At 74.1% G+C, this 14,902-nt stretch carries 12 protein-coding genes; 1 reads left to right on the top strand and 11 read right to left on the bottom strand.

Annotated elements, in window-relative coordinates; translation table 11 throughout:
* Positions 1-419: 419 nt before the first annotated feature.
* Entirely contained in the window at positions 420-1,151 is a 732-nt protein-coding gene (locus ACFPL3_RS03535; RefSeq protein ID WP_343943589.1) for a response regulator transcription factor, read from the bottom strand.
* A gap of 133 nt (positions 1,152-1,284) precedes the next feature.
* On the opposite strand from ACFPL3_RS03535, the gene ACFPL3_RS03530 reads away from it, so the two are divergent.
* Positions 1,285-2,775, top strand: coding sequence for a helix-turn-helix domain-containing protein (locus tag ACFPL3_RS03530; RefSeq protein WP_379588368.1), 1,491 nt, complete (start codon positions 1,285-1,287; stop codon positions 2,773-2,775).
* Positions 2,776-2,790: 15 nt separating this feature from the next.
* On the opposite strand, the gene ACFPL3_RS03525 is transcribed toward ACFPL3_RS03530, so the two are convergent.
* The 10 genes from ACFPL3_RS03525 to ACFPL3_RS03480 all read right to left on the bottom strand — a co-directional run bounded on the left by ACFPL3_RS03525 (position 2,791) and on the right by ACFPL3_RS03480 (position 14,843).
* The gene (locus ACFPL3_RS03525) at positions 2,791-3,789 is read right to left on the bottom strand and encodes a TIGR04222 domain-containing membrane protein (RefSeq protein WP_343943587.1); all 999 of its coding nucleotides are present in this window, start codon (positions 3,787-3,789) and stop codon (positions 2,791-2,793) included.
* Complete coding sequence (locus ACFPL3_RS03520; RefSeq protein WP_343943586.1) at positions 3,789-4,214, bottom strand: SCO6045 C-terminal-like domain-containing protein; 426 nt, start codon at positions 4,212-4,214, stop codon at positions 3,789-3,791. The genes ACFPL3_RS03525 and ACFPL3_RS03520 overlap by 1 nt, the downstream gene beginning before the upstream one ends.
* On the bottom strand, positions 4,207-5,061 hold the full coding sequence (locus tag ACFPL3_RS03515; protein WP_343943585.1) for an MbnB/TglH/ChrH family RiPP precursor modification enzyme: 855 nt from the start codon (positions 5,059-5,061) through the stop codon (positions 4,207-4,209). The genes ACFPL3_RS03520 and ACFPL3_RS03515 overlap by 8 nt, the downstream gene beginning before the upstream one ends.
* A 178-nt stretch (positions 5,062-5,239) precedes the next feature.
* The gene (gene glmS, locus ACFPL3_RS03510; protein ID WP_343943584.1) at positions 5,240-7,066 is read right to left on the bottom strand and encodes a glutamine--fructose-6-phosphate transaminase (isomerizing); all 1,827 of its coding nucleotides are present in this window, start codon (positions 7,064-7,066) and stop codon (positions 5,240-5,242) included.
* Positions 7,067-7,079: 13 nt separating this feature from the next.
* The gene (locus ACFPL3_RS03505) at positions 7,080-7,349 is read right to left on the bottom strand and encodes a hypothetical protein (protein WP_343943583.1); all 270 of its coding nucleotides are present in this window, start codon (positions 7,347-7,349) and stop codon (positions 7,080-7,082) included.
* Positions 7,350-7,434: 85 nt separating this feature from the next.
* Positions 7,435-7,956, bottom strand: a complete 522-nt coding sequence (locus ACFPL3_RS03500; protein WP_343943582.1) for an STM3941 family protein — start codon at positions 7,954-7,956, stop codon at positions 7,435-7,437.
* A 65-nt stretch (positions 7,957-8,021) separates the two neighbouring features.
* Positions 8,022-11,735 (bottom strand): ABC transporter ATP-binding protein, encoded by a 3,714-nt coding sequence (locus tag ACFPL3_RS03495; RefSeq protein ID WP_379588367.1) that lies wholly within the window; start codon positions 11,733-11,735, stop codon positions 8,022-8,024.
* 556 nt (positions 11,736-12,291) lie between these two features.
* Complete coding sequence (locus tag ACFPL3_RS03490) at positions 12,292-13,119, bottom strand: hypothetical protein (RefSeq protein ID WP_343943580.1); 828 nt, start codon at positions 13,117-13,119, stop codon at positions 12,292-12,294.
* A complete protein-coding gene (locus tag ACFPL3_RS03485) occupies positions 13,116-14,033 on the bottom strand; it encodes an ABC transporter ATP-binding protein (protein WP_343943579.1) in 918 nt (305 codons plus the stop codon). Before ACFPL3_RS03485 ends, ACFPL3_RS03490 begins: the two co-directional genes overlap by 4 nt.
* An 18-nt stretch (positions 14,034-14,051) precedes the next feature.
* Complete coding sequence (locus tag ACFPL3_RS03480; protein WP_343943578.1) at positions 14,052-14,843, bottom strand: SGNH/GDSL hydrolase family protein; 792 nt, start codon at positions 14,841-14,843, stop codon at positions 14,052-14,054.
* Positions 14,844-14,902: the final 59 nt, after the last annotated feature.

Genomic DNA, 14,902 nt, shown 5'->3' with positions numbered 1-14,902 from the left:
GACAGCCGCGACGTCCTGCTCAAGCCCGATGATCGAACCGACAAGTACCCCCCGGCACCCACCCCGACCGTCCAGTACTGCTCGAGCCACACACCGGCCCAGCACACGCCGATCAACCGCGCCGGAGCTTGGCCTCCCGAGCCCCACCCGAGCCGCACACCAACGTCCCCGAGACAGCCGCGACGTACTGCTCGACATCGTTGATCGAACCGAGCAGCACCTCCGGGTCGACACCGCGACATTCCGGTACTCCTCGGAGCCCGGGGACATGTCGATCGGGGGGCGAACCCACTCGAGCCGCACACCAGCGTTCCCGGGGCAGCCGCGACGTGCTGCGCGGGCCCGTCGATCGGCAGGCAGCGCGACGGTCAGGTACTTCTGGGGCCGGCGCCGAGCCTCCCGGCCACCGACAGCCAGGGCTAGACGATCCCCTGCCGGGTGGCCGTGTAGACGATCTCGGTGCGCCGCCGCACGTCGAGCTTGTCGCGCAGGTTCCGCACGTGGAACTTGACGGTGGCCTCGCTGATCATCAGCCGCCTGCCGATCTCGCGGTTGGACATGCCGACCGCGAGCAGCCGCAGCACCTGGTTCTCGCGCTCGGTCAGCATCGCGCCGCCGAGCCCGCGCACGGGCGGGCGGTCCTCGTCCTGCAGGACGTCCATGACGACCGACCCGTTCGCGCCACCGGCGTCGAACACGCTCTCGCCGCGCAGCAGCGTGTGCACGGCGCGGACGATGTCGGTGGTGTCGGCGCCCTTGCGCACGTAGCCGTGGACGCCGAGGCGCACGGTCCGGAGCATGACGTCGCGGTCGCGGCACCCGGTGAGGACGAGCACGCGCACGCCGCGGTGGCGTTCGAGCAGCATCCGGGCGAGTTCCACGCCTGCGGCGTCGCCGCGGCCGAGGGAGACGTCGAGGATGACGAGGTCGGGCGGGCACCGGTCGGCGATCACGAGCGCGTCCCGCGGGGTCGCGGCTTCCCCGACCACCGTGACGTGCGGGTCGGGCGCGAAGAGCTGGCGCAGGCCGAAGCGTGCGATGGGTTCGTCGTCGACGACGAGGATGCGCGCGGTGCGCCGGGCGGTGGTGGGCGTGGTGGGGCCCGCCGCGTCGAGCGCGGTGTGGCGGTCCAGCAGAGCGTCAGCAGTCATGGGGCTCCCTCCCTGGCGCTGGTCGGGTGCACGGAGGCTATGAAGGACCACGTTGCCTGCACGTTGCACGCGCAACGTCTGGCGCGCTTGCTGCCCGCGGCCGCCTGGGTGATGATGGCCGTGTCCTGGGGCGATGACGCTCGGAGTGCTGATGACTACCGATGGAATTTTCGACCCCACGGCCCACGCCCACCTGCTCAGCCAGGTGTTCGAGGCCGTGCTGGGCGGTGATCGGGCGCCGTCCACACCGCGCACGCTCGTGTCCGAGTCGTGGCGGCGGAGCCTGGCCGCACAGATCGATCCCGACCGGCGCACGCCCCCGGTCGTGGTCGGCGAGTCGGATCTCCCGCACCTGCGTTCGGCCCACCCGCTGAACGCGGTGATGCCGCTGCTGCGCAGCACGCTCGTGAGCATCGCCGACGAGGCCATGCACGTCATGCTCGTCACCGACGCGGACGGCACCATCCTGTGGCGCGACGGCGCTGCGGCAGTGCTGAACGCGGCCGACGAGGTGGGCCTCACGCCGGGCACGCGCTGGACCGAGGACGCCATCGGCACCAACGCGATGGGCACCACTCTCGCCGTGGACGCCCCGGTCGCGATCCACTCCGCAGAGCACCTGGTGCGCACGTACCACACGTGGACGTGCGCGGCCGCGCCCGTGCACGACCCCGACACCGGCGCCATCCTCGGCGCCATCGACATCAGCGGGCCCCTGCACACCGTGCACCCGGCGATGAAGCAGCTCGTGTCGGCCACGGCGCAGCTCGCCGAGCACCAGCTGCGGGTGCGCCTGGCCATTGAGGACGAGCGCCTGCGGGTCCGGAACATGCCCCACCTCGCCAGCCTGCGCGGGCAGGCAGGCGCCCTCGCCACCGCCAGCGGGCGCATCGTCGCGGGTGAGCCGTACGGCGGGTGGCCCGAGCGCGTGGCGCTGCACCCCGGCGTCGACCGGGTGGTGCTCGACGACGGCCGCGAGATGGTGGTCGAACAGCTCGCCGAGGGCTACCTGCTGCGCACGCCGCAGCGGAGCGCGCCCGCCGCGCCGCGGTCCGCGCTGTCGCTGCGCTTCACCGGCGAGGGTGCGCCCACGGCCGTGCTCGACGGCCGGTCCGTCCCGCTCACGCTGCGCCCCGCCGAGCTGCTCACCGCGCTCGCCCTGCACCCGGACGGCCTCACCGCCGAGCAGCTGGCCCTGCTCCTCTACGGCGAGGAGGGCAACCCCACCACGGTGCGCGGGGAGATCCTGCGGTTGCGTGGGCTGATCGGCACCGACGTGCTGCGCACCCGCCCGTACCGGCTGGCCGCCATCGTCGACACCGACTTCCAGGCCACGCGCCGCGCGATCCGCGCGCGGCGGCCTGCCGACGCCCTGCGCTCCTGCGCCGGACCGTTGCTCCCGCGCTCGGACGCGCCCGCGATCCGGGAGCTGCGCGCCGAGCTGGAGGCCGGGCTGCGCGGCATCGTGCTGGAGAGCGACGACGTCGACCTGCTGAGCGAATTCGCCGCCCACCCGCTCGGACGCGACGACCTCGAGGTGCACGACCGCCTGCTCGCCCTGCTGCCGCCGTCCGATCCGCGGCGGGCGCCGATCGCGGCCCGGCGGGTGCACCTGCTGCTCTGAGCCGCGGCTCCGGTCTCAGCCGGAGCCGCCGCCACCCCCTCCTCCTCCGCCGCAGCCACCTCCGCCGCCACCGCCGCCGCACGACGACCCGCCACCGCCGGAGCCACCGCAGGACGATCCGCCGCCGGAGCCACCGCAGGTGGACGCGCCGCACCCGCTGCCGCCCCCGCCCGCCGAGCCGCACCACGCGACCTCGCCGGGGACGTAGTACGAGGTGCCGGACGAGTCCGTGGCCCGTCGCCTCGAGGCCGACGCGCTCGCCACCAGCTCGTCGCGCAGCGGCCCCGGTGCCAGCAGCCGCGGCCCGCCGATGGCCACGAGCGCCGAGACCGCGGGCCCCGATGCCTCGGCGCCCTCGCGGATCCACGGGTTGCTGCGCCGCAGGCGGGCGACAGCGTCCTTGCCGGCCGCGGTGATCCGTCCCCGGGGTGCCAGTAGCCGCCCGATCATCGCGGCGACGACCGCGGCGACGAACACCGAGATCACACCGACCGGTTCGAACTCCCCGGCCGACCGGTCTGCGACCACGTTCACGGCGACCAGCCCGATGCAGGTGAGCACGCAGGCCCACCGCTGCGCCTTCGCTGCGAGCCGCCAGTGCCTGCTCGAGTCCGGCGCGTGGAGCAGCCCGCGTGCGGCCAGGCCGTTGCCGATCTCCTGCACGGCCCGGCTGCGCATGACCGCCGCCCGCACCTGGCCGAGGTCGCCCTCCCACCCCGGGCTGCAGGCGGCGATCACCTCCCGCTCGACGGCGTTGGCCGCGACCGGACGCAGCACGCGCAGCCGCTGGTCCGCGACGACCTGCGCGCGCTCGTCCTCGTGCATGACGCTGATCACCGTGTCCACCACGCGGCGCGGTCCGCCGACGAGGAACGCCACCTCGAGCACCGACTGCGGCGTCCACCCGGGTGTGGCGCGCGGGACCGCACTGCGGCACGCGATGCGCGCGACGACGAGCCACAGCGTGGTGACGACGATCGCCAGGACGCCTCCGATCGCGACGACGGTCTGCATCAGCACCACCCCCCGCCGCCTGCGGTGCGGGCCCGCCGGAACAACGCAGGTGGGCGGTGCCCCGAACGCCGCCGCCACCAGCGCCGCAGCTCGCGCCGGTCCGCCGGGGCGCCCGCGTCGAGGAGGTGTCGCGCGAACGCCAGCGCGTCCTGCCGGTAACCGCCGGTGAGCGGGTGCGCGGCGGCGTAGACGAGGTAGTGCTCCCGGAACCGGGAGCCGAGGATGCGCGGCAGGTCCGGCGCGATCTTCGCGATCACGTCCGCGCGCTTCGCGGCCAGCGCACGCGCCTGCACCCGCAGTCGCGCCCGGTCGAAGCCCTCCGGCGCCGGGGCGCCCGCGACCAGCGCGGACAGCAGCGATGCCTGGCGGCGCGCGAGCCGCTCACGGGCGGCGGTGAGCGCGGGGGTCTCGGTGGTCTCAGGCACGGACGACCTCCCGGGCACCGTCGACGACCCGGCCGATCGCGTCCAGCTCGGCGGCGAGCTCGGCGATCGGGGGGAAGTCCTCGTCGCGCTCCAGCAGCACCCCGGGCGGGCTGACGCGCGCGCACAGCTCCCGCAGCACCTGCAACACCGGCTCCGTCACCGGGTGGGCGTGGCTGTCGTGCCAGACCCCGTCGTGCTCGACACCACCGGCGACGTGCACGTACGCGATCGCCTCGAGCGGCAGCCGGTCGAGCGCGTCCGCCGGGTCCTCGCCGCGGTTGACGTGGTTGGTGTGCAGGTTCGCCACGTCGATGAGCAGCTCGACCCCGGTGCGCTCCACGAGCTCGGAGAGGAACTCGCCCTCCGTGAACTCGTCGTCGGGCCACGAGAAGAGCGCCGCGATGTTCTCCAGCGCGAGCGGTACGGGCAGCGCGTCCTGGGCGATGTGCACGTTCGCGCAGAGCACGTCGAGCGCGTCGCGGGTGCGGGGCACGGGCAGCAGGTGCCCGGCCTCGACCCGCGGGGACCCGGTCAGCGGCCCGCCGGCCCGCACGAACGCGATGTGCTCGGTGACCAGCGGCGCCCCCGTCAGCTCGGCCCGCCGGGCGAGCGCGACGAGCCGTCCGGGATCGGGCCGTTCCGCCCCGCCGAGGCCGAGGCCGACCCCGTGCGGCACGACCGTGACGCCGCGGTCGCGGAGGCGGGTGAGCGGTGGGGGGAGGTGGTCGGGGCCGAGGTTCTCCGCCACCACCTCGACCCAGTCGATGCCGGGCAGCTGCTCGATCCCGGCCGCGATCTCCGGCCGCCAGCCGATGCCCGTGCCCAGCTGCCTGTGCTGATGCATCATGCGCCCCCCGTTCGTCCCGCGGTGGTGCCAGAGGGCGGGTTCGGACGATCCCCGTGATGCGACAGCGGACCACGACGCGGGGCAGGACGGTGCCGCCCCCTCGGCAACGCCCTCCCGGACCGGGATGATCGTTTTCCTCGCGCCCGAGGCTAGGAGCGCACCTTCACCCGGTCAAGGTTCACTCCACCGTGACGCTCTTGGCCAGGTTGCGGGGCTTGTCGACGTCGCGGTCCAGGGCGACCGCGGCGTGGTAGGCGAGGATCTGCAGCGGGATCGACAGCAGGATCGGGTCCAGCTCCGGCTCGGCGCGGGGCACCACGATCGTGCGGTCGGCGAGGTCGGTGGGCAGCTCCCGGTGGGCCACGGCGACCACGGGCCCCTTGCGCGCCTTGATCTCCGACAGCGTCGAGGTGTTCTTGTCGAGCAGGTCGTCGTCGGGGACGATCGCGACGGTCGGCATCTCCGGGCTGATCAGCGCGAGTGGGCCGTGCTTGAGCTCCGCGGACGGGTAGGCCTCCGCGTGCACGTAGCTGATCTCCTTCAGCTTCTGCGCACCTTCGCGGGCCACCGGCCAGCCGCGTCGGCGGCCGACGAACATCACGCTATGGCTCTTCGCGATCTCCGCGGCCACCTCCGCGATCGCGTCGGACTGCTCGATGATCTGCGTGATCTGGTCCGGGAGCGCGGTGAGCCCCGCGATGATCCGCCTGCCCTGTTCGGGCGACAGGTCGCGGATGCGACCGAGGTGGAGGGCGAGCAGCGCGAACGCCGCGACGGTGGAGGTGAACGACTTCGTGGCCGCCACCGACATCTCCGGGCCCGCGTGCAGGTAGATGCCACCGTCGACCTGGCGGGCGATCGTCGACCCGACCACGTTGACGATTCCGATCACGCGACCGCCCTTGCGCTGCAGCTCCTGCACCGCGGCGAGCGTGTCGATGGTCTCGCCGGACTGGCTGACCGCGACGTAGAGCGTGTCCGGCTCCACCACGGGGTTGCGGTAGCGGAACTCCGAGGCGGGCTCCGAACTCGCCGGCACCCGCGCGAGGTCCTCGATCAGCTGCGCGCCGAGCTCCCCGGCGTAGCAGGCCGAACCACAGCCGAGGATCTTCACCCGCCGGAACTCCCGCGCCTCCCGGACGGTCATGTTCAGCCCGCCGAGGTGTGCGGTGGCGAACCGCTCGTCGATGCGGCCCTTGAGCGCCCGCTCGATGGTGCGCGGCTGCTCCCGGATCTCCTTCGCGAGGAAGTGCGCGTGGTCGCCGATCTCGGCGCCCACCACGTCCCAGTCGATCGTGGACGGGCTCTTCGAGACGGCCCGGTCGTCGAGGGTGTAGGTGCGGTAGCCGTTCGCGGTGATCGTCGCGAGCTCGCCGTCGTCGAGGTACACGACCTGGCGGGTGTAGCCGATCAGCGCCGCGACGTCCGACGCCACGAACATCTCCTTCTCGCCGACGCCGAGCAGCACGGGGCTGCCGTTGCGCGCCACGACGATCCGGTCGGGGTGCTCCGCGTCGAGCACCGCGAGGCCGTAGGCCCCCACCACCTGCCGCAACGCCTGGCGGACGGCCTGCTCGAGGTCGTCGGCGTCTGCGGTGAAGGCCGCGGCCACGAGGTGCGCCACCGTCTCGGTGTCGGTCTGCGAGGTGAACTCCACCCCTTCGGCCGCGAGCTTCGCGCGCAGCTCGTCGGCGTTCTCGATGATGCCGTTGTGCACCACGGCGATGCGCCCCGCCGTGTCGACCTGCGGGTGGGCGTTGGCCTCACTCGGCTCACCGTGCGTCGCCCAGCGGGTGTGCCCGATGCCCGGGGCCCCCTTGAACCGCGCAGGCAGATCCGCAGCCAGCTCCGCGACCCGCCCGCTCACCTTGCGGACCTTCAGCCCGCTCCGCCCGCGGACCGCGAGGCCGGCGCTGTCGTACCCGCGGTACTCCAGGCGGCCCAGACCCTCCAGGAGGATCGGGGCGGCGTCCTGGGGTCCGACGTATCCGACGATGCCGCACATAGAGAAGTCCCCTTCACCCGTAGACGATCCGCCGCAGCTGGCGCGCGGAGAGCTCGGGCGGGGCCACCCGCCGCGTCGCGAGCTCCGCACCCAGCACCGCGAATATCTGCTCGTTCGTGAGCCCGCGACGTTTCAGTTCCGCGTGCCTGCGCCGCACGAACTCCGGTAGCTGCTCGGAGAAGTAGCCGACGACCTCGGCCACCACGCGTGCCGCCTCCCCCGCGTCGAGCGGGGTGCTGCGGACCAGGTGCGCGATGAGGTCGTCGTACGGTCCGGCGGGCACGGGGAAGATGGTGCCCCACTACGGCGCGAAATCCCAACTTCCTGCCCGAAATCGGGCAGGATTCGCCAGAACGGGCACCTGCTCGCTACAGAGCGCGAGCGCGGAACGCCTCGATCTCGGCCGCCAGCTCCCCGGCCGGGATCGGCAGGATGCTCTGGGGAATCAGGACGGGCGGGAACCCGAGCCCCATGTTGGCCTGCACCAGCCGGCGCTTCACCGAGATCAGCCGGGCGAGGTGCGCCGCCGGTTCGACCAGACCGATCCCGACCATCAGCTGCCCCCGGTACTCGCACACGCCGCACCCGGTGATCTGGGCCCACGGGATCCGGCCGCCGCCCATCGGGGAGGCGTTGTCGTGGATCCCCTGCCGATCGATCACCAGCAGCGGCCGGGGCACGACGAGTCGCCAGAGGGAGTACAGGCCGCAGGCACCGAAGAACGCGATCGGCAGCACACCGTCGAGGCGACCACGGGACAGCATCCAGAACCCCCCGACCACGAAGGCCAGCGCGCCGACCGACAGCAGCGCGAGCCTGCCGCGGTCGGGGAAGACGACGATCCGCTCGTCGCTGCCACCGGGCCTGCCGAATCGTCGCATCCTGCTCATGCCGATCCACGACCCGCGCGGCGAGCCACACCGTTGGGCACGGGTGACGCGCGTCACTCCCGGAGTCAGGCTGCGGGCTCCATCTCCCCGGCCTGCCAGAGCGCCGCGTAGTGACCGCCCTTCGCGATCAGCTCGTCGTGCGTGCCCACCTCGACCACCCGGCCGGCGTCGAGCACCACGATGCGGTCGGCGCGCGCCGCCGTGCCCAGCCGGTGGGCCACGACGAACGCCGTGCGCCGGGACGTGACGCGGTCGCCCGCGGCGTGGACCGCGGCCTCCGTGGCCGGGTCGAGGGCCGCCGTGGCCTCGTCGAACAGCAGCACATCCGGGTCGGCGAGCTCGGCGCGGGCCAGCGCGATGAGCTGCCGCTGCCCCGCCGACAGGCCCTGCCCCCGCTCACCCACCGGGTGCCGGAACCCACCGGGCAGCCCGCGCACCAGGTCGAGCGCGCCGACGGCCTGTGCGGCCGCCTCGATCTCTGCCCGGCTCGCGTCCGGCCGCGCGTAGGCGATGTTGGCGGCGACGTCGCCGGTGAACAGGTGCGGCTCCTGCGGCACGATGCCCAGCCGCTGCCGGTACGCGGCCAGCGGGTAGCGGCGCACGTCCACGCCGTCGACGAGCACCGCTCCGGAGTCGGCGTCGTAGAACCGGGCCACCAGCTTGACCAGCGTGGACTTGCCCGCACCCGTGGCACCCACGAACGCGACCGTCTCCCCGGGCGCGACCCGCAGCGAGACGCCGGACAGCGCGGGCACGTCGGCACCCGCGTAGGTGAAGCCGACGTCGCGCAGCTCCACCTCGCCGCGCAGCCGTTCCGGCACCGGGACGGGGTGGGCCGCCGGCTCCGGCGGCACGGACGTGGGCGTGCGCAGCAGGTCGGCGATGCGCGACAAGCCGACGCGGGCCTGCTGGTAGCCGTCGAACACCTGCGAGAGCTGCTGCACCGGGGCGAAGAACAGCCCGAGGTAGAGCAGGAACGCCGTGAGCACGCCCGGCGTCAGGTCGCCCGCCGCCACCCGCGCCGCGCCGACCCCGAGCACCGCCGCCGTGGCGACGTCCGACAACAGAGCCACGAACGGGAAGTACGTGGCGATGTAGCGCTGCGCCCGCAGCCGCGACGCCCGGTACGCCGCGCTGCGCTCGCCGAACGCGGTGGCGCTGCGCTCCTCCCGGACGTAGGCCTGCGCGACCCGCACCCCGGTGACGTTCTCCTGCAGGTCGGCGTTGACGACGCTCACCCGCTCCCGGGCCTCCGCGTACGCCGCCGACGACACCCGGCGGAACAGCACCGTGGCGATGGCGAGCACCGGCACCACCGCGAGCGCGACGAGCCCGAGCTCCACGTCGGTGACCAGGAGCGCCACCGCGACCCCGCCGATGGTGAGCACGCTGACCACGGCCTGGGCCAGGCCCGTCTGCAGGAACGTCGACAGCGCGTCGACGTCGGTGGTCATCCGCGTCATGATCCGGCCGGACAGCTCGCGCTCGAAGTAGTCCAGCCCCAGCCGCTGCAGGTGGGCGTAGCTGCGCACCCGCAGCAGGTAGAGCAGCGACTCGCCGGCGCGCGCCGTGACCACGGTCTGCATGGCCACCACGACCCAGCCGACCACCACCAGCCCGACCCCCAGCAGCGTGGCCGTGACCAGCACCGAGGGCGCGCCCGCCGTGATGCCGCCGTCGATCGCCAGCCGGGTGACGGCCGGGAGCGCCAGGCTGCCCAGCGCGTCGAGCGCCACCAGCGCGATCCCGAGCAGGAGCGCCCCGCGCACCGGGCGCAGCAGGCGAGCCAGGCGGAACCCGGGATCGGGCGCCGTGGGGTCCTCGCCCCGGACGTGCGGCACCTCGGTGGCCGGTGGCAGCGCCTCGACCGCCGCCAGCAGCTCGGGTGTGGGCGCCATGTCGCCCGCGGCCCCCATGCCGGCTCCGCGCGCACCGATCCCGCCGCTCGACGAGGAGGTCACCCGCGGCTGCGGCACGGTGCCCTCGGCCCCCGGCTCCGGCCACAACTGCCGCGAGTCCCCCGTCTCGTCAGGGTGAGTGCCGCGTTCGCCGCCGTCGGACGCGTCGAGCAGCTCCCGGAACAGCGCGCAGCGCTCCACGAGCTCCGCCTCCGTGCCGGCGTCCACCACGCGGCCCGCGTCGAGCACGGCGATCCGGTCGGCCAGCGCGAGGCTCGAGCGGCGGTGCGCCACCAGCAGCGTGGTGCGGCCCGCCGTGAGCGTGCGCAACGTGTGGTGGATCGCCGCCTCCGTGGCCGTGTCGACGGCCGACGTGGCGTCGTCCAGAACCAGCACGCGCGGGTCCGTGAGCACGGCCCGAGCCAGCGCGATCCGCTGCCGCTGCCCGCCGGACAACGTGAGGCCACGCTCGCCCACGCGCGTGTCGTACCCGTCGGGCAGCGCCTCCACGAACCCGTCGACCTGCGCCGCGCGCGCCGCCGCCCGCACCTCCTCGTCGCTCGCGTCCGGGCAGCCGTAGGCGATGTTGGCCCGGATCGTGTCGGAGAACAGGAACGCCTCCTCGAACACCACCCCGAGCTCCCGGCGCAGGTCGGCGAGCCGCAGCTGCGGCAGCGGCACCCCACCCAGCAGCACCTCGCCCTGCTGGGGGTCGTAGAACCGGGGCAGCAGCAGCGCGATCGTCGACTTGCCGGAACCCGCCGTACCGACCACCGCGAGCGTCTCCCCCGGCTCCACCCGCAGCGTGACGGCGTCGAGCACGGGGTCGCGGCGCGAGTAGCCGAACGTGACGTTCCGCAGCTCCACCGACAGCGGGCCCTCCGGGAGCGCCGACGGGGACTCCGGGTCGACCACGTCGGGCTGCGAGTCGATCAGGTCGTGCACGCGCTCCACGCCCGCGCGCGCGAGTTGAGCGCTCACCACCACCGACCCCAGCAGCCGGGCAGGCCCGACGAGCTGGGCCACGTACGTGGAGAACGCCAGGAACGTGCCGAGGCTCACCGACCCCTGCAACGCCAGCCAGCCACCCACCGCGATCACGCCGACCTGCCCGATCGTGGGCAGCGCGAGCAACGTGGGGTTCAGCCTCGCCGTGAGCCGGGCGGCCCGCATCCGCTCGGCGAACAGGCGCGCCGCCCCCCGCTCGAGCGTGGCCGTCTCCCGGGCCTCCTGCCCGAAGCCCTTCACCACCCGGACGCCGGTGACCGTCTCCTCCACCTGCTGGGCGATGTCGGCCGCCCGCTGCTGCGCCGACCACGTGGCCGGGAACAGCTTCGCCCTCGTGCGCAGCGCGATCCAGCCGACCGCCGGCACCACCACGAGCGCCACCACCGACAGCAGCGGCGACAGCCACACCATGGCCGCCACCGAGGCGACCACCAGCACCACCGCCCCGAGCGCGAGCGGCGCCATCGACAGCAGCGACTGCACCAGCTGCAGGTCCGTGATCGCCCGCGACACGACCTGCCCTGTGCGCAGCGCGTCCTGCCGCTCCCCGTCGAGGCGCTGCATCGCGGCGAACACCTGCCGCCGCAGGTCGTGCTGCACGTCGAGCGCGAGGCGCCCGGCGAGGTAGCGCCGCATGAACGCCGCGGCGAAGCGCACCAGCGCGAGGCCGAGCACCGCCGTGACGATCGGGCCGAGGACCGCCGTGGACCCGGCCACGGCGTCGTCCACGGCGACCCGGGTGAGCAGCGGCCCGATCGCTTCCAGGCTCACCCCGAACGCCGACGCCACGAGAGCGCCGATCGCCACCCCCCGGTGCTTCAGGCAGGCGCGGACCAGTCGGCGGATCCATCCGGGGGAGCGAGCGTCGGGCACACCACCACGTTATGCCGCCCCGCCGACACCCGGGCCCACGGAGCACCACCCCCACGCGAGTCCCCCATCTCATGGGCCGAGATGCGCGTCCCGCGAGGGGAGTCCCCCACACCCACTCCGCAAGTCCCGCGAGGCGAGTCCCCACCCTCCGCGCGAGTCCCGCGTTCTGCGCGGCGAGTCCCGCATCCGCGCAGCCGAGACACGCATCGCCCCGCGAGTCCCCCACCCCGCCGGGCGAGTCCCCCGTCTCGCGGGCCGATGTGCGCGGGTGGACGGGCGCGACCTCGGTGCGGGCCGCGCGAGGGGCACGTCCGCCCCGCACGTGCGGGACTCTGCCACGCAGACGCGAGACTCGCGTGCGGGCGCGGGGCTGACCCGCAGGACGCAGAATGCGGTACACAGCTGCGCAGACGCGAGACTCGGCCTGCACGGGCGCGGAGGGCTCACCCGCAGAACGCGCAACACAGCCACACAAACGCGAGACTCGCCCCCCAGGAGAACGCGGGACTCGCCGCGCGGAATGCGGAACTCGGCTGCCCAGATGCGGGACTCGCGCTCAGGTGATGTCGCGGCGGGCGCCGATGAACCAGCCGAGGACACCCACCGCGCCCGTCCAGAGCGCGAGGACCAGCAGCGCCATCGTCCAGTCCGGCGGGGCGGTGACGCCCGCGAGGAGCTCGACGACCTGCGGACCCGTGATCGGCCCGGCGAGCTCGCGAGCCGGGATGCCGTAGACCGCCACCTCGCCCGCGTTGCCCGGCAGGTACGACGACAGGGCGCGGACGGTGCCGGACTCCGCCTCGTCGAGCAGCGCGCCCAGCAGGAGCTCACCGACCATCAGGTAGAGCAGCAGCGCCACGAGTGCGCTGACCAGGTTGCTCACCACCGTGCCGAAGGCGGCGCCGAGCGCTCCCCAGCACGCCGACACCGCGACGCCGATGAGGACGGTGGCGACCAATGGTCCTGCGGCGGGGAACGTGGTGCCCGCGTCGGCCGCGACGCCCGCGAGCAGGCCCGACACCACGGTCGCAACCGCGTAGCAGGCCCCCACCCCCGCGCTCACCAGCATCTTCGCTGCCAGCACAGGACCGCGGCCGCGGGACGTGAGGTAGGTCGTGGTGATCGTGCGGTGGCGGTACTCGCCCGCGGCGGCGACGATCCCGTGCACGGCGGCGAACACGCTGGTGGTGCCGAGGGCGTAGGCGAGGGAGCCGAGCAGCAACGGGAGCTGCTCCTCGGGGAACGCGGCGGTGAAGACCCCGCCGAACAGGTTGATCATGCTCGACAGCAGCACGACGGGCACCAGGAGGCCCCACCAGAGCCGCGTCGACACCACCTTGCGCCACTCGGCGCGGACCGGCGGCCAGATCGGTGCGGGCCTCATCCGACCCGCCACGGCTCGGCGGTCAGCTGGAAGTACAGCTGCTCGAGCTCGACGCGCTCGTGCACCATCCCGTACACGGGGACGCCTGCGGCGAGCGCCACGTCCCCGATGTGGACCGGGTCGCTGCCCGCGACACCGAGCCACCCCTCGGAGAGGGTATCGATCTCGAGCACGCCGGTGGCGGCCAGCGCGTCGGCCAGTTTCACCGGATCGTTGCTTCGCACGAGCACGCGCGCGGTGCGCGATCCCTGCAGCTGGGCGAGCGAACCCTGGTAGACGCAGCGGCCGTGGCTGATCACGACGAGGTGGTCGGCGGTCTGCTCCACCTCGGCGAGCAGGTGGCTGGAGATCAGCACGCTGCGGCCCTGCGCGGCGAAGGCGCGCAGGAAGGCGCGCAGCCACGCGATGCCCTCGGGGTCGAGCCCGTTGCCCGGCTCGTCGAGTACGAGGACCTGCGGATCGCCGAGCAGCGCGACGGCCAGCGCGAGGCGCTGCCGCATGCCGAGCGAGTAGTCGCCGACCGGCTGGAAGCCCGCGTCGCCGAGGCCGACGGCGCCCAGCACGTGCTCGACCGCGTCGTCGGGCACCTCGATCGCCGCGGCGCAGGCGAGCAGGTGCGCCCGCGCCGTGCGGGCGGGGTGGAATCCCTGCGCCTCGAGCACCGCGCCCACGACCCGGGCCGGTCGGCCGAGCTCCGCGAACGGCACCCCGTTGATCCGCGCCTCGCCCGCGGTGGGCGTGACCAGCCCGAGGATCATCCGCAGCGTCGTGGTCTTCCCGGATCCGTTCGGCCCGAGGAAACCGGTGACGGCGCCCGGCTCCACCGAGAAGGTCAAGCCCTCGACGGCCTGCACGCCGCCGAATCGCTTGCTCAGCTCGCGGACGGTGACGCGGCCGCTCCGGTCGTCCTGCACCAGGTCGTCGGGTCCGATCTAGTCGTCGCCCGGCTTCGCGTCGCCGGCCTTCGCACGGCCGGCCGGCTTGTCGTCGCCCGCGGGCACCACGGGCAGTTCGGGGTCGGTGGACGGGGCGATCTCGGCGGGCGGGCCGTCGATCGCGGCCAGGACGGCCTCGGCCCATCCGGCGTGCTCGACGTCGCCGAGCGGGTTGGACTCCCGCCCTCGGTTGCCCGGGCCGAAGCGCGGCGGCAGCTCGGCGACGCGCAGCCGGTGGCGTGCGGCCTCCTCGCGGGTGATCGCGTCGAGCGCCGCGGCCGGACCGCTGCGCGCCCCGCGGGCGAACGTGCCGACCACCGCACCGGACGGGAGCGAGGCGAGCAGCTGCCGGAGCGCGACGTCGAGGCCGGACGCCCGGCGCGCGAGGTCCTCGGCGCCCACGATGCAGCTGACGAGGGCGGCGGACTGGTCCCTGGTGAGGTCGATCAGCTCGGGGAGCTGGCGGGTGAGCACGTCGTTGATCCCCGCTCCCGCGCGGGAGAGGTTGATCACGCGCCACGCGTCGCGGTGGCGCAGCTTCTCGTGGACGACGCCGACGTACCCGGTCTCGCGCCGCGTGGCGCCGATGCCCTGGCTCGCCGAGTCGCCGAGCACGATCCACAGCGGCCCGGTGGCCTGGCGGGCTTCGAGGTTGGCGGCGGCCCAGTCGTCGGCGAAGGCCTTGATCTGGAGCCTGCGGGCGGACGCGCCAGGCAGCACGCCACCGAGGAAGCGCTCGCCGCCTGCCTTCACCCGCCGCGCCGCGGCGCGCATTCGAGGGACCTGCATGGGAGAGCTCATGACGGAACTCCGAGTGGTCGTGACTACCCGCCGGCACGGGGGTTGCA

This window comes from Pseudonocardia zijingensis (genome assembly GCF_042657305.1).
GTDB lineage: Bacteria > Actinomycetota > Actinomycetes > Mycobacteriales > Pseudonocardiaceae > Pseudonocardia > Pseudonocardia zijingensis.
Note: the sequence above shows the minus strand (reverse complement) of the source record. Positions and strands in the feature narration are given on the sequence as shown.

Coding starts and splice junctions, on each gene's coding strand:
- ACFPL3_RS03535 (WP_343943589.1), bottom strand. CDS start 1,151: ATGACTGCTGACGCTCTGCTGGACCGCCACACCGCGCTCGACGCGGCG.
- ACFPL3_RS03500 (WP_343943582.1), bottom strand. CDS start 7,956: ATGAGCAGGATGCGACGATTCGGCAGGCCCGGTGGCAGCGACGAGCGG.
- ACFPL3_RS03480 (WP_343943578.1), bottom strand. CDS start 14,843: ATGCAGGTCCCTCGAATGCGCGCCGCGGCGCGGCGGGTGAAGGCAGGC.
- ACFPL3_RS03515 (WP_343943585.1), bottom strand. CDS start 5,061: ATGATGCATCAGCACAGGCAGCTGGGCACGGGCATCGGCTGGCGGCCG.
- ACFPL3_RS03525 (WP_343943587.1), bottom strand. CDS start 3,789: ATGCAGACCGTCGTCGCGATCGGAGGCGTCCTGGCGATCGTCGTCACC.
- ACFPL3_RS03490 (WP_343943580.1), bottom strand. CDS start 13,119: ATGAGGCCCGCACCGATCTGGCCGCCGGTCCGCGCCGAGTGGCGCAAG.
- ACFPL3_RS03530 (WP_379588368.1), top strand. CDS start 1,285: ATGACGCTCGGAGTGCTGATGACTACCGATGGAATTTTCGACCCCACG.
- glmS (WP_343943584.1), bottom strand. CDS start 7,066: ATGTGCGGCATCGTCGGATACGTCGGACCCCAGGACGCCGCCCCGATC.